Source organism: Nonomuraea sp. NPDC050478 (genome assembly GCF_044458265.1).
Taxonomy (GTDB): Bacteria; Actinomycetota; Actinomycetes; order Streptosporangiales; family Streptosporangiaceae; genus Nonomuraea; species Nonomuraea ferruginea.
The window spans coordinates 836,819-855,257 of record NZ_JBITHT010000003.1 but is presented as its reverse complement, the minus strand read 5'-3'; the positions used below and the strand labels follow the sequence as shown (position 1 = coordinate 855,257).

The 18,439-nt window shown below is 71.8% G+C and carries 13 protein-coding genes; 4 read left to right on the top strand and 9 right to left on the bottom strand.

The genetic code is table 11. The features are described 5' to 3' along the window. Positions 1-103 precede the first annotated feature (103 nt). The gene (locus ACIBF7_RS18280) at positions 104-1,003 is read left to right on the top strand and encodes a bile acid:sodium symporter family protein (RefSeq protein WP_397197628.1); all 900 of its coding nucleotides are present in this window, start codon (positions 104-106) and stop codon (positions 1,001-1,003) included. A gap of 78 nt (positions 1,004-1,081) precedes the next feature. Beyond that, complete coding sequence (locus tag ACIBF7_RS18275; RefSeq protein ID WP_397197627.1) at positions 1,082-1,756, top strand: hypothetical protein; 675 nt, start codon at positions 1,082-1,084, stop codon at positions 1,754-1,756. A gap of 172 nt (positions 1,757-1,928) precedes the next feature. Here the strand turns inward: ACIBF7_RS18275 and ACIBF7_RS18270 are convergent, their stop codons facing one another. The 5 genes from ACIBF7_RS18270 to ACIBF7_RS18250 form a co-directional block, all read right to left on the bottom strand. Next, on the bottom strand, positions 1,929-4,094 hold the full coding sequence (locus tag ACIBF7_RS18270; RefSeq protein WP_397197626.1) for a SulP family inorganic anion transporter: 2,166 nt from the start codon (positions 4,092-4,094) through the stop codon (positions 1,929-1,931). A 131-nt stretch (positions 4,095-4,225) separates the two neighbouring features. Then, a complete protein-coding gene (locus tag ACIBF7_RS18265; protein ID WP_397197625.1) occupies positions 4,226-5,578 on the bottom strand; it encodes a hypothetical protein in 1,353 nt (450 codons plus the stop codon). A 303-nt stretch (positions 5,579-5,881) separates the two neighbouring features. After that, positions 5,882-6,394 carry a YbhB/YbcL family Raf kinase inhibitor-like protein gene (locus ACIBF7_RS18260; RefSeq protein ID WP_261808401.1) on the bottom strand — a complete coding sequence of 171 codons (513 nt, stop codon included), beginning with the start codon at positions 6,392-6,394 and terminating at the stop codon, positions 5,882-5,884. A 780-nt stretch (positions 6,395-7,174) separates the two neighbouring features. Next, positions 7,175-7,975: an ABC transporter permease gene (locus ACIBF7_RS18255; protein ID WP_148030291.1), complete on the bottom strand. Its 801-nt coding sequence runs from the start codon at positions 7,973-7,975 to the stop codon at positions 7,175-7,177. Continuing rightward, entirely contained in the window at positions 7,972-8,946 is a 975-nt protein-coding gene (locus ACIBF7_RS18250) for an ATP-binding cassette domain-containing protein (RefSeq protein WP_397197624.1), read from the bottom strand. Before ACIBF7_RS18250 ends, ACIBF7_RS18255 begins: the two co-directional genes overlap by 4 nt. A gap of 95 nt (positions 8,947-9,041) precedes the next feature. Here ACIBF7_RS18250 and ACIBF7_RS18245 point away from each other — a divergent pair, with 95 nt between their 5' ends. Together ACIBF7_RS18245 and ACIBF7_RS18240 are read left to right on the top strand one after the other, a co-directional pair. Beyond that, positions 9,042-9,563 carry a PH domain-containing protein gene (locus ACIBF7_RS18245; RefSeq protein ID WP_261808402.1) on the top strand — a complete coding sequence of 174 codons (522 nt, stop codon included), beginning with the start codon at positions 9,042-9,044 and terminating at the stop codon, positions 9,561-9,563. Between the two features lie 398 nt (positions 9,564-9,961). Next, positions 9,962-11,485 (top strand): PH domain-containing protein, encoded by a 1,524-nt coding sequence (locus tag ACIBF7_RS18240; protein WP_397197623.1) that lies wholly within the window; start codon positions 9,962-9,964, stop codon positions 11,483-11,485. A gap of 403 nt (positions 11,486-11,888) precedes the next feature. On the opposite strand, the gene sepH is transcribed toward ACIBF7_RS18240, so the two are convergent. The 4 genes from sepH to ACIBF7_RS18220 form a co-directional block, all read right to left on the bottom strand. Next, positions 11,889-14,717, bottom strand: a complete 2,829-nt coding sequence (gene sepH, locus ACIBF7_RS18235) for a septation protein SepH (protein ID WP_397197622.1) — start codon at positions 14,715-14,717, stop codon at positions 11,889-11,891. 365 nt (positions 14,718-15,082) lie between these two features. Continuing rightward, a complete protein-coding gene (locus ACIBF7_RS18230) occupies positions 15,083-16,375 on the bottom strand; it encodes a D-arabinono-1,4-lactone oxidase (RefSeq protein ID WP_397197621.1) in 1,293 nt (430 codons plus the stop codon). A gap of 52 nt (positions 16,376-16,427) precedes the next feature. After that, positions 16,428-17,099: a polysaccharide deacetylase family protein gene (locus tag ACIBF7_RS18225; RefSeq protein WP_364230037.1), complete on the bottom strand. Its 672-nt coding sequence runs from the start codon at positions 17,097-17,099 to the stop codon at positions 16,428-16,430. Between the two features lie 102 nt (positions 17,100-17,201). After that, entirely contained in the window at positions 17,202-18,404 is a 1,203-nt protein-coding gene (locus ACIBF7_RS18220; protein WP_271275916.1) for an MFS transporter, read from the bottom strand. Positions 18,405-18,439 lie beyond the last annotated feature (35 nt).

Genomic DNA, 18,439 nt, shown 5'->3' with positions numbered 1-18,439 from the left:
CAACACGGAAGGTCACGAATGAGATCGATGTCTTGATCGGCCCGACACCGGGCTGTTAGACAGGGGCAGCGGTTGCTCAGGCCCGAGGAACGGTGGTCCCCCCATGCAGCAGTCCGTTCTCACCACAGTCATGCTCCCCGCCGCGCTCGCACTGATCATGTTCGGGCTCGGGCTGTCCCTCACCCTCGGCGACTTCGCCCGCGTGGCGACCCGGCCCAAGGCCGTGATCGTGGCCCTGGTCGCCCAGGTGCTCGTGCTGCCCGCCGCCTGCTTCGGCCTGGTCGTGCTGTTCGGCCTGGACCCGCTGCTCGCCGTCGGGATGATGCTGCTCGCCGCCTCACCCGGCGGGACGACGGCCAACCTCTACAGCCACCTGTTCGGCGGCGACGTGGCGCTCAACATCACCCTCACCGCCGTCAACTCTGTCCTGGCCGCCTTCACGCTCCCCGTGGTCGTCAACCTGTCGCTGAACCACTTTCTCGGCGACGGCCAGGACATCGGGCTTCAGGCGGACAAGGTGGTGCAGGTCTTCGCGATCGTGCTGGTGCCCGTCGTGATCGGCATGCTCGTACGGCGGCTCAGCGTGCGGTTCGCCGACCGGATGGACAAGCCGGTCAGGATCCTGTCGGCGCTGGTGCTGGCGGCGGTCATCGTCGGGGCGATCGTGCAGGAGCGTGAGCGGCTGGGCGGCTACATCGCCGCCGTCGGGCTGGTGGCGCTGCTGTTCAGCGTGATCAGCCTGACCGTGGGCTACTGGCTGCCCCGCCTGTTCAAGGTGGAGCGGCGGCAGGCGATCGCGTCCGGGATGGAGATCGGCATCCACAACAGCACGCTGGCCATCACGATCGCGCTGAGCCCCTCGCTGCTGGCCAACTCGACGATGGCGGTGCCGCCCGCCGTCTACGGGGTGCTGATGTTCGGCACCACGCTGGTCTTCGGCTATCTCGTACGCCGCCGCGCCGGCCTCGCCGAACCCGAGGAGCGCCTGCCGTCGGAAGCCTGAGCGTCCGCCGGGAAGGCGACCGCCGGTCAGCCGTCAGGAGGACGACCACCGGCGCGTCCCCACCCTAACTTGGGCGGAATGTTAGGCAACCCCGTGACCTTCCGCCGCACCGCGGCGGGCATCCTGCTCATCCTGGCCCCGCTGCTCCAGGCCGTCGCCGTCGTCGTCGACCCCGGCACCTGGGGCGACGACAGGGAAGCCGTCAGCTTCGGCGACAACCCGGCGCTCGCCCAGCTCCAGTCCGTGCTCTACCACTGGAGCTGGATCCTCATGGCCTTGGCCGCCCTCGGGCTCGTCCATCTCACCCGGCGCAAGGCCACCGCCTTCGGCCACGTGACCGGTGCCTTCACGGTCGTCGGCTACATCTCGGCCTCGGCCCTGTTGATGAGCGACCCCGTCGAGTGGTGGCTGGGACAGCGGTACCCGCCGGAGGAGTCACAGCGGATCATGGAGGAGATGCTCGGCCTGCCCGGCGTCATCTGGGGCTTCCAGCTGCCATGGTTGCTCTTCGGGACCCTCGGGCTGCCCCTGCTGACCGCGGCGGTGTGGCGGGCCGGGTTCGTCGGTTGGTGGGTTCCCGCGCTGGTCGCCGGCGGGTACGTGCTGTCCTTCCCGGTGCCGTACGGACCGCTGACAGCGGTCTTCTGGGCCCTGCCCGTCATCGGCCTCGGCTGGACAGGGCTGAAGATCCTGCGCATGGGGGACGCGGCGTGGGCCGCGTACTATCCGGCGGCCGTGCGGGCCGACGCCTGAGACCCGGGGACTTACGCGGTGAAGAGCGGAGGCGGTGGTCTCGCCGCCGCCTCCGCCCTCCCGGCCCCTGGGAGTCAGGACCTCCGCGAAGCGCCACCTCGCGTACCCCGCACGCTAACCCCGGGCGGCCGGTCGAGTCTGTGCAGGAGTACGCAGAACGGGCATCAAGGGCTCACGCCTTCACGGAGAGCGAGGACGACACCGGCGGCAGCATGTGCACCCGGGCCGAGCCGATGTCGAAGTAGAGTCCCACCAGCTTCAGCCGGCCCGCGCGGACCTGGTCGTCGACCTTCCGGTAGGTGCGCAGGTTGTCCAGCTGCTGCTGCACGTTGACCTTGCAGAGCAGGTCGAGCGCGTCGGCGTCGAGCCGGTCGCCCGCGGTCTCGATGAACCTCGCCAGGCTGTGGTTGCCGTGACGCAGCCAGCGCCGCATCGACGGTAGGCTGCCCGCCTTCACCCCGCCGCTCAGCAGCCCGGCCATCGCCCCGCAGCCCGAGTGGCCGCACACCGTGATCGTGTGCACGCCCAGCACCTGCGTCGCGTACTCGATCGCCGCCCCCATCGAGTCGTCGTGCGGCTCGGTCCCGCGGCGCGGCACCAGGTTGCCGATGTTGCGCACGGTGAACAGGTCTCCCGGGCCGCTCGCGGTGATCAGGCTCGGCACGATCCGCGAGTCCGCGCACGTGATGAACAGGTGTGTCGGCTGCTGCTTGCGCGCCAGCTCGGTGAAGATGGGCCGCACCAGCGGAGCCGTGCGCCGGTGGAACTCCCGCGCGCCCTCGGTGAGCCGGCAGTCGGCCTGACCGGGCGTGCCGTGCGGCGGCTCCACCCGCTGCGAGGCGCGGGAGCGGCGGTGCGCCCACGGCAGCCACGACCGGTCGGGGCCGCTCGACAGGGTCTTCGCCGGATACATGCGCACCCCGCTGGCCGCCATCGCATACCACTCGTCGTGCAGCTCGTCGATGTCGACCGTGCCGCCGAGCCGTTCGTGGTCCAGCCGCCACGCGTGGATCGCCTCGAAGGCGGCGTTGTCCATGAAGTCGATGTTGAGGTCCAGGTCCACCGGCGCCCCGGCGGGGATGGCGCGCAGCTCCTGCGTCAGCCTCGGCACGCCGAGGAACGTGAGCGAGCCGGAGATCGTCGCGTGGTAGCGGCCGTCGGGCAGCTGCCGCGTCCGCACCGTCACCCCCGTCAGCCTGCGCAGCGCCAGCAGCGCCGCCAGCGCCAGCCCGAACAGCACGCCCTCGGCCAGCCCGAGCAGGATCACCGCCGCCATGGTCACGATGTAGACCGGCACCTCGCCATGGCCGTGGACCTTGCGGATGTGGCCCAGGTTGACCATCTGCACGCCGATGAACACCAGCAGCGCCGCCAGCGCCTCGATCGGGATCAGCTGGATCGACCACCCGAACCCGATCGCGAACACCAGCACCCACACCCCGTGCAGAATCGTCGAGACCCGGCTGCGGGCGCCCGCCCGCGCGTTCGTGGTGCTCCGCACGATCACGCCCGCCAGCGGCAGCCCGCCCAGCGCCCCGGACACCATGTTGGCCACGCCCTGCCCCGTCAGCTCCTGGTCGAGGTCGGCGCGCGGCCCGGTGTGCATGCCGTCGACCGCCACCGAGCACAGCAGCGACTCCACCCCGGCCAGCAGCGCCACCAGCAGCACCGCCGCCACGACCATGTGCCAGTCGCCCTGCGGCAGCACCGGGAACGTCCACTCGGTGAACGCGCCGGACAGGTCGATGCGGGTGACGTCCCAGCCGAACGCCCAGGCCGTGACCGCCGCGACCAGCAGCGCCGCCAGCGGCGCTGGCACCACCTTGACCTGCTTGGGCAGCCGCATCCAGAGCGCGAGCACCCCGATCGTCAGCATCCCGACCGCGATCTTGTGGCCGTGCGGCTCGACGAGCTGGCCCGGCAGCTCGATGATGTTGGCCAGCGCCGAACGCTGCGGGCTGCCGCCGAGCACCACGTGCAGCTGCGACAGCGCGATCACCACGCCCACCCCGGCCAGCATGCCATGCACGACCGCGGGGGAGACCGCCAGCGCCGCCCTGGCCGCCCGGAACACCCCCAGCAGGAGCTGCACCGCCCCCGCCAGCAAGGTGATCATGCAGGTGGCCCGCCAGCCGTAGGTCTGCACCAGGTCGGCCACCACCAGCGACAGGCCGGCCGCCGGGCCGCTCACCTGGACGGCGGAGCCGCCCAGCGCGCCCGCGACCACGCCGCCCACCACGGCGGCGATCAGCCCCGAGGCGAGCGGGGCGCCCGAGGCCATCGCGACGCCCAGCGAGAGGGGCACCGCGACGAGGAAGACCACGATCGAAGCGGGCACATCATGGCGGAGTGTGCTCAGCAGGCTACTCTGCGTAAGGCGGACCATGCGCAAACCCTAGCGGGGCCGACCCTCATTTGAGTGGCCCGCTAGGGGTTTTACGGATTCCTGTCTCGCTCCCGCGACGCCGATCAGCGGTAGTAGTCGGGGAACTCCTGCTCGGGCGTGGTGCGCCGGTGACCGCCGCCGTCGCGACCGGTCTCGGCCGCGCCGTACGTGTCCGCGCCGTAACCGGCGTTCGCCGGAGGTGCGGGCCAGGCCGCCTGGGAGGTGGCCGGGTTGGCGAAGTCGCCGGTCTCGTACGCGAACGACTGCGGCGACGGAGCGGGCATCGGCGTGGACGTCGGCGCGGCGAGCACGTCGTCGTAGGCCGGGACGGGCCTGGCGGGCGCGGCCGGGGCGGCGCTCGCGGGGGAGGGCCCGGACAGGGCGTCGGAGTCGTCGGCCACCGCCCAGCCCGCGCGCACCTCGTAGGAGGAGCGGTACGGCTGCTGCGGCTCCTGGAAAGCGGGCCAGGAGCCGCTCGTGGCGCCGGGCGCCGGGTCGTCGAGGATGTCGGGCGACGGGGTGGCGGGCCAGCCTCCGGACGCGGTGGCGGCGGGCTGCGCGGGCCAGGAGCCGCCCGGACCGGCGGCGGGGGCGCCCCCGTTGTAGGCGGGGAACGGGTCGCTGGTCGGCGCGGCGTTGATCGGCGCGGCGGGCACGGCAGGGAAGGAACCGCTGGAGGCGGGGTCGACCGCGGGGAAGGAGCCGCTGCCCGCGCCGGGCGCGGCGGCGTATCCGCCGGTGGACTGCTGGGGGGCGCTCTGGGCGCGGCTCTGGCCGCGGCCCTGGGCCGCGCGGGAGCCGCCGGTCTGCCGGGCGTCGGGGCGCGGCGACGGCACCGGCTGGGCGCCCGCGCCGAGGATGCTCATCACGTCCGACGTCTGCGCCGAGAACGTGACCGTGCGCTGGTCGGCCAGGTCGGAGGCGGACGGCGCGGGACGCTGCACCGGCTCCACCAGGTCGGCCAGACCGGCGGCGGCGGGGCTCGGGGCCTTCGCCGGCCGCTGGGGCAGCGGAGCCTGGACGGTGGCCGCGTTGGGGTCGACGGCGGCGGCGTCGACCGGCGTGGGCCTGGTGCGACGGGGAGCGGGGCGCTGGGCGGGGCGCTGGGTCTCGGTGGAACGGTCCCTGGCAGCCGGCTCACTCTCGCGCTCGGCCGGCCTGGACGCCGCCTTGCGGGCCGCGACCGTGCCGCCCGCGCCGAACCCGCCCTCCTCGGCGTCGCTGCGGATGTTGGCCCAGAACTCCTCGTCGTCGTCGTCCGAGCGAGGGTTGCCCCACTCGTCGACGCCCCGCTTGCCGCGCTGGCCGGTGCGGACCGGCTTGGGCTTCGGTTCGTCGATGGGGCTGAAGTCGGGGCTGAACTTGGTCATCTTCGGCTCGGCGGCCGCGAACTGATCAGTGGAGCGGGTGACCGTCCGCTCCTCCTTCTCGGCCATCTCCTTCAGACGTTCAGGAGGAAGCGAGCTCTCCCTGCGATTCATCGAACGCATGCCCAGTGCCACGACGACAAGCACGAGGAGCACAACAGCGACCAAGCTCACTACGACCGCAGTCATTGCACCACCCTCAAAGCCATGGCCTGCCTTCGGCACCGGTGAGATCGCGCGGCCATCGACGCGACCTGCCCCCTTTGATCACCAGCACCTAACAATTGGATCTGATTCTGTCGGACCACGACGAGCGTTGTCACACCCTAAGTGAAGAATTGGTAACCAGAACTACGCTCCGTGTCGTCCGTCTCACTCGATGTTCACCGCCGTGAGCCGGCCGCGGGCGATGGTGCGATCCGCGATCCTCTTCAGGACCGTGGAAAGGGACGCGCCCTCCTCCACATCGACCTTCCCGCTCAACGTGTAGACGCTGAAACGGTAGGTGCCCTTGCCCACGCAAGGAGGCTCGTAGCCCGCCTTGCCGCTGGTGACCTTGGCCTGACCTGACCCCTCCGGCGGGCTCTCGGCGGCGTTGGGCCCCAGCTCGGTCGTGGTGGCCGGGATGTTGTAGAGCACCCAGTAGACACCTGACGACTCGGCGGAGTTGGAGTCGACGACGATCGCGACGGTCTCGGCCTCCTCAAGAGGCCGGCTCGACCAGCGCAGCGGCGGGCTGCCCTGGCTGCCCTGGCACGAGAACTGCCGCGGCAGCGGCCTGCCCTCGCGCAGATCGGGGCTCGAGACGTTGATCCGCGCGATCTCCTGCGCCTCGGACGTGCCGATGATGGTGCCGCAACCGGACACGGTGAGCACAGACGCCACCGCCGTCACCATGACGGCGGCACGTCGCACTCGCCTCGTCCTGTTACACAGCCCCATGCCGCACGATGCTACGCGCGTCTCGGGCATGCGCCGACCGTTTCGGAAGGGTCGGTGGCCGGTAAAGCCCGGCAAATCCGCCACCGGCCGGAGCGGCAGAGGGGTGACGGTGGGCGCGGGCGCGAGCTCCGCCGTCCTCGATCAGGGGAAGCGGGGGCGAGACGTCCCGCCTGCCAAGATCACCTACCACTGCCTCCGCGCCGTGTCTGGCCTGCCGCTTCTCGACGCGGGCCACCCCGCGCCGCCGGACCGGATGATCGCCCGTTTCTGGGACGACCGGACGCTGTCCGCGGCGCGAAAAACGCCGCGGGCACCGCCTCCGCGCCCGCGAACCACCCTCCGAAAAAACCGCCCCCGAAGCCCTCGCCGATCACCACCCGACAACCACTGACCGATCCGTACGCGATCCGGCCGGCTGATTCGATACTGCTCGATCCAACCACGGGCCGAGCGGCGTGGCGGACGCGCGCCGCGTCGCCTCCGGGGGCGCTTGGGAGCTACCCGCCTTGAGGATGGTTTCCGGTGGGACGCCGGGCGTCCGAGAGGATGGCTCGGAAGGTCGTCCCTTCTTCAGAACCGGGCGGTCAGTGCCTCCCGAGCGATGCCCGAACGGCAGTCTGAATGCCCGGCTTCGTCGGTTGAGGGAAGGGTTCATGCCAACGCCCGCCCGCCGCCGGCGAACAAGATGGTCAGCCTCGGATCGTCGGGCGTGAATGAGATCATTCACGCCCGACGTCGGAACACCCTGATCGCCAGCGGCGCGAACACCACCATGAACCCGGCCGCCCACAGCAAAGAGATCAGCGCCGGCCGGGCCACCTCGCCGCCGATCAGCAGGCCCCGGATCGCGTCGGAGAGATGGGTCACCGGGTTGACCCCCGCCCACGCCGCCAGCCAGGAGGGGAATGTGTCGGGGTTGACCAGCGCGCTGCTGGTGAACGTCAGCGGCATCATCACCGAGAAGGAGAACATCTGCACCTTCTCCGGATTGGACGCCGTCAGCCCGATCAGCACCGACATCCACGACATGGCCAGCGCCACCACCACGAGCAGCGCCAGCGCCCCCAGCAGGCCGGTCACCCCGGTCGTCACCCGGAACCCCAGCACCATGCCGAAGCCGATGAGCAACGCGAACGCCCACACCTGCTTGAACGTGTCGGCGATGATCCGCCCCGCGAGCGGCGCCGACCGCGCGATCGGCAGGCTGCGCAGCCGGTCGAAGACGCCCTTGGCGATGTCGGTGTTGAGGCCGATGGCCGTGGACAGCGTGTAGAACAGGGCGTTCTGCACCAGCAGCCCGGGCAGCGCGAACTGCAGGTAGTCACCGGTCGATCCGGAGATCGCGCCGCCGAACACGTACGTGAACAGCAGCAGGAACATGATCGGCTGGATGCTGAGATCGAGCAGCTCCCACGGGTTGTGCTTGATCTGCACCAGGCTGCGCCAGGCCAGCGTCAGGGTCTGGCTCACGGTGGCGCCGGGGCTCACCCGCCTGGGCGGCGCCGGCAACGTGGTCGCGGTCACGCGTAGGCCTCCTCGTCGTCCTTGGCCGGCTCCTCCGCGCGGTGCCCGGTCAGCGCCAGGAACACCTCGTCGAGGCTGGACTTGCGCAGCGTCAGCTCCGAGGCGACGATCCCCAGGTCGTCGAGGCGGCGGACCACGGCCGGCACCACGGCGGGGTCGCGCACGGCCACGGTCAGCCGCCCGCCCGACACCTCCGGAACCTCGCCCACGATCTCCTCGACCACCTCCGACACCACCGGCACCTGGTGTCCGGCCATCGGCCGCACCTCCAGTACCTGCGCGCCCGTGGTGGCCTTGAGCTCGTCGGACGTGCCCGAGGCGATCACCTTGCCATGGTCGAACACCACGATGTCGTCGGCGAGCTGGTCGGCCTCCTCCAGATACTGGGTGGTCAGCAGCACGGTCACGCCGTCGGCCATGAGCCCCCGCACGACGCCCCACAGCTCCGTGCGGCTACGCGGGTCGAGGCCGGTCGTCGGCTCGTCCAGGAACAGCACCTGAGGGCTGCCCACCAGGCTCGCCGCCAGGTCGAGCCGGCGACGCATGCCTCCCGAGTAGGTCTTCGCGGCCCGCCCGCCCGCGTCGGACAGGTCGAACCGCTCCAGCAGGGCCGTGGCACGCCCGCGCGCCTCACGCCTGGACAGGCCCAGCAGCCGGCCGATCATCACGAGGTTCTCGACGCCGGTCAGCATCTCGTCGACCGCCGCGTACTGGCCCGTCAGCCCGATCAGCGAGCGCACCTGGTGGGCCTGACTCGTCACGTCGAACCCGAGCACCGACGCCCGGCCGGCGTCGGGCGTCAGCAGCGTCGCCAGGACGCGCACGGCGGTGGTCTTGCCCGCGCCGTTGGGGCCCAGCACGCCCAGCAGCCTGCCGGGCGGCACGGCCAGGTCGACGCCGTCGAGCGCCCTGGTCTCCCCGTAACGTTTGACCAGGCCTTCGGCCTCGATCGCGTAGTGGTTCCCCGTCATGGGGACACTCTGCCTGAGCCCACCGACATTCTTCGGATCCGGATCCGGACACCGGTGACAGATCAGCGATATGCCACGAGCCCTAAGCTGGCCTTGTGACGTCATCAGGTCCTTTGCGCGATCCCGCCAACCGCGTCTCGCCCCGGGCCCGCGGGCTCTGGCTGCTGGAGGCGCTGATCGGGTTCGTGCTGCTGGTCGGCGGGTCGGTGCTGGTCGCCGGCTGGGTCGGCGGCAGCGGCTGGCCGTGGGTGCCGCAGTGGTTCGCCGCGCGGCCGTGGCTGCTGCCGGTCACGGTGGCGGTCCTGACCACGCCGTTCCTGCTGGCCGAGCCGTTCGTGCGGTACGCGGTGCACCGGTGGGAGCTCTCCGGCGACGTCGTCTACGCCCGGCAGGGGTTCCTGTCCAGGGAATGGGTGTTCGTGCCGGTGAGCCGCATCCAGACCGTGGACAAGGGGCAGGGATGGATGGAACGGATGCTGGGGCTGGCGACGCTGGAGATCCGCACCGCCTCCCACGCCGGATCGTCGACGATCAAGGGGCTGGACTTCCGGGTGGCGGCGGAACTCGCGGAGGCGCTGGCGCACCGCGCCGAGCAGCTCAGGGACGACGCGACATGACCGGCCCCACCGGCCACCCGCAGCCGTCCCCCGACCCACCGCCCGAGAGGACTCCCGGCGAAGACACCCCGGCCCCGAGCGCCGACCCCACAGAGCAGACGCCTCATAAGAACCCTGCACCCCGCGAGGACGCCGCACCCCGCGAGGACGCCCCACCCCGCGAGGGCGTCGCGCCTGGGGAGGACGCCGCGCCTCGGGAGGGCATTCCACCTCGCGATGACACCCCGCCTCGTGAGGGCAGCCTCTCTGAGGTGGGTCCGCATGGGGAGGCCGGGTCCGGTGCGAGTGGGGCGCCGTATGGAGGTGGATCCCCTGAGGGCCCGTATGCGTCTCCTGGTGGGCCGTACGGGGGCGGTGGGTCTCCTGGTGGGCCGTACGCGTCTGCTGGAGGGTCGTATGTGGGAGGACCGCCGGGGCCGTTCTCGGTGCCGCTGCGGTTGAGCCCCAAGGTGCTGCTGATCGATCCCGTACGGATGCTGCCCTCGCTGCTGGTGCCCCTGGTCGGTGTGCTGGTGGTGGGCGGGTTCTCGCCCAGGTCCTACCTCTGGGCGGCGTTCGGCCTGGTCGGGACCGTGGTGTTCGCCCTCATCCGATGGGCGACGTTCACGTACGAGATCGCCGGCGACCGGGTGGAGATCAAGCGCTCGCTCATCAGCCGTTCGATCCGCACCATCCCGCTGGAACGGGTGCGCGGCGTCGACGTGTCCACCCCGCCCATGCACCGCCTCCTAGGTCTGGCGGTCCTGAAGATCGACACCGGCGCGAGCGGGGGCGACGGCGAGGCCACCCTCGACGGCGTCACCGTCGGAGAGGCCGAACGGCTCAAACCCCTCCTGCTGCGCCGCGCCCGCACAGAGGCCACCCCCACCGCCAGACCCGAGGAGGAGAGGCACGCGGAGGGGGTGCCGTCGGAGCGGGTCATCTTCGCCGTCCCGCGCAGGTGGCTGCTGTACGGGCCGCTGTCCGGCGCGTACCTGCTGACGCCGTTCGCGCTCGCGGGCGGCGCCGTCGGCCTGGCCTTCCAGTGGGGCGACGACCTCGGCTTCGGCCGCAACGCCGCATGGAGCGTCGGAGAATGGCTGTGGCAACGCCCCTCGCTGCTGGTGGCGGCCATGGTGCTGCTGATCGTGGCGATGCCGATCGCGGGCGGCGTCATGTACGCGGTCTTCAACTGGGACTTCCGGCTCAAGCGGCGCGACGGCTACCTGGTGGCCGAACGCGGGCTGATCAACCGGCGCAGCGTGTCGCTGGAGTCCCGGCGGGTGCGCGGCTACGAGATCGTCGACGGCCTCGCCGAACGCTGGGCCGGTGTCGTCCGCGCCTGGGCCATCGTGACCGGGCTCGGCGACTCAGAGACCCGCGGGCAGCTCCTGCCGGTGGTCCCCCGCGCGGACGCCACGGCGGTCACCGGCGACGCCATCGGCCCCTACCAGGCCGAACTGCGGCCCCACCCGCCGGTCGCCCGCAACCGCCGCCTGTTCAGGGCCGTCTTCCCGTGGCTCGTCCCGGCGGCGCTGGCCGGTCTGCTGCTCCTGCTGACGGGGCTGACCGTGTGGTGGGTGCTGCTCGTGGTCTCCCTCGTCATGGCGGCCCTGGGGGTTCCCCTCGGCCTCGACCGCTACCGCTCCCTCGGTCACGGCTACGACGGCGATCGCGTGGCGGTCCGCTCGGGCTCGCTCAGACGGTCGACGGCCGTGGTGGAACGCCGCGCCGTGGTGGGCTGGCGGCTCCACCAGACGTGGTTCCAGCGGCGGGCGGGCGTCCTCACCCTGACGGTGGGGGCCGGCGCGGGCAAGGGCGGATACTCGGCCATCGACGTCTCCGAAGCCCAGGGCAGGGATTTCCCCGCCGAGGTGACACCCGAGTGGCTGGCCCCGTTCCTCAACCCGCACACCCCCTCCGATCCTCCGTCCACCGGCTGACCCTTGCCCCGGGTGTGACAGGGCACGGGCAGCCCTTCAGAGGCACTTCTTGTCAGCGGTCAGGACTGCCGGGTCACGCGTACGGTGAAACGCCCGGCCAGGCGTCTGCCGCTTGCCTGGGCCGGGCGGGTGAGGCCGCAGTCAGTACAGACCCTGGCGGGCCCTGTGAGCTGAGGCCGCAGCGCGCACGGACCCTGGCGGGGCCTCTTGGGCTGGGGCCGCAGCACGCACAGACTCCGGCGGGCCCTGTGAGCTGATGTCGCGGTGGGTACGGACCCTGGCGCGCCATGTGAGCTGAGGTCGCGGCGCGCACGGACTCTCGCGGGCCCTGTGGGCTGGGGCAGTACAGACCTGGCGGGGCCCTGCGAGTTCAGGCGGGTGCGCTCACGTGCATCCGTCGCTGTCAGTCCTGGCGGCGGGCGCCGAACATGATCTCGTCCCAGGTCGGCACAGAGGCGCGGCGTCCGCGCGAGCCCTTGCGGGACTGGCGGGCCGGCTTGGGGGCGGGCGTCGGCGCGGGAGGCTCCTCCTTGGCCGGAGGCTCCTGCTCGGCCTGGTCGTCCTTGCTGGGCCGGGCCGCGGGCACCGCCTTCGCCCCCGGCTTGGCGCCCTTGGGCTGATGCTTGCGGCCGCCACCGGTCTCCGTTTCGGCCTGGACCTCGGGAGCCTTCTTCTCCGCCGCCTCGGTCTCCCGTACGGGCGAGGCGTCGCTTTCGGGAGCCTTTCGCGCGGCGGGAGCGCCGACCGTCACGGGGCCCTCCGTGGCGGGCCCGGAGGCGTCGCCGGTCGATCCCGGGCTCTGCGTTTCTGCGGCAGCGGGAGGCTCGGCGGCGGCAGCCGATGCAGCGGTCCCGCCGTCGGCGGCAGCATGGGTCTCGGCATCGGTGGCGTCGGACACCGGGGCCTCGGCAGTCTGGGTTGTCGTGTCGGCGGCGGGTGTGGTGGATGGCTGCGCCTGGGCGGGCGCGGATTCCGGCTCCCGCGTGGGTGACGTACCAGGCTGCTCAGCCGCGGGCGCCGCCTGCGCGGCAGGTGCGGTGCTCTGGTCAGCGGCTGGCGTCGCCTGTGCGGCGGATGTGGCGCCCTGCTCAGCCGCGGGCGCCGCCTGCGCGGTGGGTGTGGTGCCCTGCTCAGTGGTTGGCGTTGCCTGCGCGGCAGGTATGGCGCCCTGCGCAGGCGACGATGCCGCTTGCGCGCCAGGTGTGGTGCTTTGTGCGGGCGACGGTGCCGTCTGCGCAGGTGGTGTGGTGTCCTGTGCGGGCGACGGCGCCGACTGTGCGGCGGGTGCCGGGGTCTGAGTGGCCGACGGCGGCGTCTGGGTGGCTGGTGCCGGAGTCCCTGTGGCGGTCGATGCCGTCTGGGTGGCCGGTGTTTCCTGCTGCTGAGCAGGAGCGTCCGCGCTGATTGGAGCCGCTTCCGGCTGGTGGGCGGTTGCCGGAGGTTCGGTGGTCACGGCGTCTGCCGAGACGTCCGCGTGGTCGTCGGTGCCGTCGGTGATACGTGCCGGGGCATCGGTGGGCCGGGTGGCGGCGTCGGCAGCGGCGGGTGTCTGCGCCTGGGCGGGTGCGGATTCCGGCTGCTGGGTGGGTGACGTTCCGGACTGCTCGGCCGGTGATCCCGTCTGGGCGGCCTGCGCCGCGGTCTGCTCAGACGATTGTGCGGACTGCGCGGCCGGTGCCGTGTCCGGCGTTTCCTGCTGCTGGGCCGGTGTGGCGGACTGGGCGATGGCGGCTTCCGGACGCTGGGCCGCTCCGCTCGGCTCGGTGGAGGCGGAGGTCTCGGCGTGCTCGGCGAAGGGCGTCTGAGTGGACGCGGCGGAGCCCTGATCCTGTACGGGCGCGGCCGGTGCCGCCGGAGTCTGGGCAGCGGGCGAGTCGTTGGTCGGCGCCTGAGTCGCCTCAGGAGCGGAAGGTCGCCCGACGGTCTCCGAGGACGCGGCGGTCGGGGCCGACTCCACGGGCACGGTGCTCTCGGGCGTGGTCTCCCGGAAGGGGGAGCCACTAGGCGCGCCGGAGGAGGACGGCCCCGCCGGAGCGGCGTCGGTGCGCGCCTGCGGGACGAACCGGTCCGAAGCCGACTGAGCCGCCGTCGGACGCTCCGGCCTCGACGCCGTGCTCCGCTCCGGGTGTGAACCGGTCGGACGAGTCGTGCCGGGGTCTGTCCCCGGAATGGGGCTCCGGCCGGAGTATGAGCCGGTTTGACGGGTCGTGCCCGGGTCTGCGCCCGGTGCCACGCTCCGGTCGGGGTGTGAGTCTGCGCCCGGCACCGCACCCCGGTCCGGGTGTGGGCCGGTGGGGCGGTGGCCGGGACCGGCTGTGCGGTCGGGGGAGACGCGGTCGTCGGCGGGGGCGTAGAAGGGCTGGGGGCGGGACGGGCCGAGGTCCGGGAGCCATGGGGAAGGGCCGCCGCGGCGGGTGTCGTCGCGGGCGGGCGGCGCCGGGTCGGGGTCGCGGTCGAAGGCGGCCGGCGGAAGGTCCACGGGGAGCTCGCGGGCCGGCGGGTCGTAGCCGACCGCAGGCTCCTCGGGCTGGGAGCCCGGCCTGATGACGGACGGGAACGGCAGCGGGTCGGACGTCAGCGGCGGCACCGGCTGCAGCTTGGCCATCCGGGGCGCGAACGGCGTGACCGTGGTGTCCTCCACCACGGGATCAGGGTCGAAGTCGGCCGAGGACAGGCGGTGGGCCTCGTCGTCGTGCGGGCTGACGTGGCGGCGGCGCGGGTCGAAGAGCCACTCGGCGTGGCGCGTGTGACCGTTCCACACGTAGCCGAGCTTGACCCGCCACAGGCCGTCGTCGCGCTTGGCGGAGTCCCAGTCGATCTCGTCGGCGGGCACGCCGCGCCGGGTGAGCCGCTCGGCGACCAGCTCGCCCAGGGTCGGGCCGGCCGCGGTCTCGCCGGGCATGCGGACGGTGACGCGCTGCGCTTGCTGCGCGACGTACTCGCGCTCCTGGAGCACCGGCCCCTCGAACCAGCGGACCCGCTCGACCGGGATCCCGGCCGTGGCGGCGATCTCTTCCGCGGTCTCCCCGGCACGGATGCGGGCCTGGATCTCCTTGGGGCGCAACGGACTCTCCACTTCGATCTCGTACTGGCCGAGACGGGAGAAGTTGCCACGGACGGCAGCACGGAGCCGGTCGTCCACAGGAAGAGTGAAGCGCGTGCCCCGCCCGGCAGTAGCCAGCACGAGATAGGTGCCGTCCTCACTCACCGCGACGAGTCGGAGCTCCTGCATGCGAGTCCCTTCGTCAGCGTCGCCATTCTTCCCCCGGACCCTTGAGTCTCTCGCGTGTGCCGGTTGCCTGCCAGCACCGTACCCGGCATGTCCGAACATCGCCTTGCTGGGATAGCCGCGGGGCGTTGTGACGCCAGTCACATTTGACGAGTCCATCCTCTCAGAGCCCGCCCGTGCGCAGGAGGAGGTTAGACGTCCTCGTCGGATTCTGGCGAATCGGTTCGCACTTCGGGCTGGAGGCGGCCGGCGCGGTGAGGGCCGCGGTCGCGTACGGGGAGGGCAGGCCGGAACGTCGGGGCACGATCGACGAGGTTGCCGCCCCCGACGGGCGGAGGCACGGCGGGACACGCGTCCGCGCGCATTCTTTACCTGGGGGAGACCTGCCCGAGCACCCGGTCCAAATAGGCGTTGCCGAAAAGGCGGTCCGGGTCGAGGCGGTCGCGCAGGGCGGTGAAGTCGGCGAAGCGCGGGTAGACGCCCGAAAGGTACGCGGCGTCCTTGGTGTGCAGCTTGCCCCAGTGCGGGCGGCCGCCCAGCCTGGTCATGATCTCCTCGACGCCCTCGAAGTAGGCCGGGTTCGGGGTCTCACGGTAGATGTGGCAGGCCACGTACGCACTCGGCCTGCCGTACGCGGTCGACAGCCAGGCGTCGCTCGGCGGCGTCACCCGCACCTCGACGGGGAAGCTGATCTGCCAGCCCATCCGGTCGATCAGGTCGCGCGTCTCGCGCAGCGCCTGCCCGAGCCGCTCGCGCGGGATCGCGTACTCCGTCTCCAGGAAGCGCACCTCCCGCCGCGCGGTGAAGATCTTGTACGAGGTGTCGACGGCTTCGGAGTCGCTCAGGGCTGCGGCGCTGACGGCGTTGATCCGGGGGATCAGGCCGGGGAGGCGGGCGCCGACGGCGCAGGCGGCGCCGAACAGGGTGTTCTCCAGGAACACGGCGTCCAGCCAGTGCCGGAACGCGTTCGGCGGGGCGGGCGGGCCGGGATGCCGGTTGTTGGTCTTGACCAGGCACGCGTCGGTGTGCGGCAGCCAGAAGAAGTCCAGGTGCTCGTTCTCGGCGGTGAGGGCGTCGAGCGAGTCGAGGATGCGGCTGAGCGGCAACCGCCTGCGCCGGTGGTGCAGCAGGAACGCGGGCTCCACCCGGAACGTCACCGCCGTCAGCACGCCGAGCGCGCCCAGCCCGACCCTGGCGGCGTCGAACAGGTCCTCGCCGGGCGCGGCGGTGACGAGCGAGCCGTCGGCCAGCACCAGTTCCAGGCCGGTCACCTGGTCGGCCAGGCCGCCGCTGTCGCGTCCGGTGCCGTGCGTGCCCGTCTGGATGGCGCCCGCGACCGTCTGCTCGGTGATGTCGCCCATGTTGGCCAGCGCCAGGCCGCGCCCGTCGAGCAGCGTGTTCAGCGTCTTGAGCGGGGTGCCGGCCAGGACCGTGACCTGGCCGTCCGCCCAGGAGCGGACGCCGGTCAGCCCTTCGGGGCGCAGCAGGATGCCGTCGGTGAGGGCCACCCCGGTGAAGGAGTGGCCCGTCCCGGCCATGCGCACCCGCCGTCCGCCCGCCACGGCGTCCCGCACGGCCCGCGCCACGTCGTCGGCGGAGGCCGGCGTGCGCACCTCGGCGGGGGAGCAGGTCTGGTTGCCTGCCCAGTTGGTGAACGCCATGCGCGCGGGTTCTCCTGGCTGGGGCTTCGTTCCGGTCAAACGTGAACGATACTCACTGTTCCCAGCCTTCGGGAAGCGGGAAGACGTCGCCCGGCTTGAGTTCCTCGTGCTTGATGACGTCGTCGACCGTGACCAGGTGGTAGCCGTTGCGCTGGAGGGTCTTGATGATCGACGGCATCGCGTCGACCGTCTGCTTCACCCAGTCGTGCATGAGGACGATGCTGTTGCCCTTGGCGACCGACAGGGTCTGCTTCTTGATCTTCTCTTCGTTCTTCGACTCCCAGTCACGGGAGCCGCCGGTCCACAGGATGATCGGCATGCCGAACTCGACCGCGATGTCCTGGACCTGCAGGTCCGACATCCCGTACGGGGGACGCAGCAGCTTGGGCTCGACCCCGGCCGCCTTCTTGATCGCGTCGTTGGTCTTCTTGATCTCGCTGCGGATCGTGGCCGGGGTGGACTTGGTGAAGTCGGGGTGCGCGTAGCTGTGGTTGCCGATCGCGTGCCCCTCCTTCACCATGCGCTTGACGTAGGCGGGGCGGCTCTTCACGTACTGGCCTTCGAGGAAGAACGTGGCCTTGGCGTCGTGCTCTTTCAGGATGTCCAGCAGCTTGCCCGCGTACTTGCCGGGCCCGTCGTCGAAGGTCAGCGCCACGCACTTCATCCGCGTGCAGTCGACCTCCTTCGCCTTGGGGTCGGCGACCGCCGGCGCGGGCGCCGCCATCACGGCAACCGCCGCGATAGCCAGGAGTGAAGTCAAATGTCGGGACATAACTGTAGTTTCCAATGTGAAGGGTGATGCGAGGGATGTCCCGACGGTAGCGGATCAGCTCTCCGCCGGTGAAGGCGCTCCGGGAAGTCTCAGCAAACCCGAACCTCCGATTCCCACCACCACGGCCAGCGCCGCGCACGCCACCGAGAACCCGTACGCGCCGGACGCCCCGACCATCTCGGTGAGCCGGCCGCCCGCCCACGCGCCGATCGCCACGCCGAACCCGATCGAGGTCGAGATCCACGCCATGCCCTCGGTGAGCAGCGACGGCGGCACCAGCCGCTCGGTCAGCGAGAAGCCGGTGATGAGCGTCGGCGAGATGGCCAGCCCGGCCACGAAGAGCGTGACCGCCATGACCCGCACGTCACCGACGAACATGATCGGCAGCAGCCCGACCACGAACACGCCGAGCGCCCGGACGAACCGGCCGCGCAGCGAGATCCGCCAGCGCCGCGAGCCGAACCAGAGCCCCGACACCATCGACCCGCCCGCGAACGCGGCCAGCAGGAACCCGGAGGCGCCCTTGACCCCGTGCTCGTCGGCGTACGCCACCGTGATCAGGTCGACCGAGCCGAAGACCGCGCCGAGCCCCAGATAGACGCAGGACAGCAGGGCGACGCCGGGGATGAGGATGGGGGTGCCGCCCGCCGAGCGGACCGGCCGCACCGGCGGCTGGGTGCGCCGCTGCAGGGCCAGCGCGACCGACCCGGTGAGCATCGCCACCAGCGCCACGGTCAGGCCCGCGTACGGGTTCACGGCCGTGGCCAGGACGGTCACCAGCGCCGGCCCGGTCACGAAGATCACCTCGTCGGCGACGGACTCGAAGGCGAAGGCGGTGTGCAGCTTCGCCGACCCGGGGTGCAGGTGGGACCAGCGCGCCCGGACCATCGACCCGAGCGACAGCGACGTGGCGCCGGTCACCAGCGCGGCGGCGTACAGCGTCCAGTCGGGCAGCCCGAGCCCGGCGCTGAGCATGAGCGCGACCAGCGCGAGCGCGTTGACCACGGCGAACGGCAGGATGACCCGGCCCTGCCCGAACCGGTCGGCGAGCCGCCCGGACAGGGGAGCGGCGACGGCGAAGGCGATGCTCAGCACCGCGGACACCGCCCCGGCCATCGCGAACGACCCGGTGAGGCCCTGGACCAGCAGCACCACGCCGATGCCGAGCATGGACATCGGCATCCGGCCGAAGAAGCCGGCCAGCACGAATCCCTTGACGCCGGGCCCTGTGAACAACCCCCGGTAAGGCCCGACCATCTCACTGTCTCCTTACTGTGCAGGCATAACTTCGC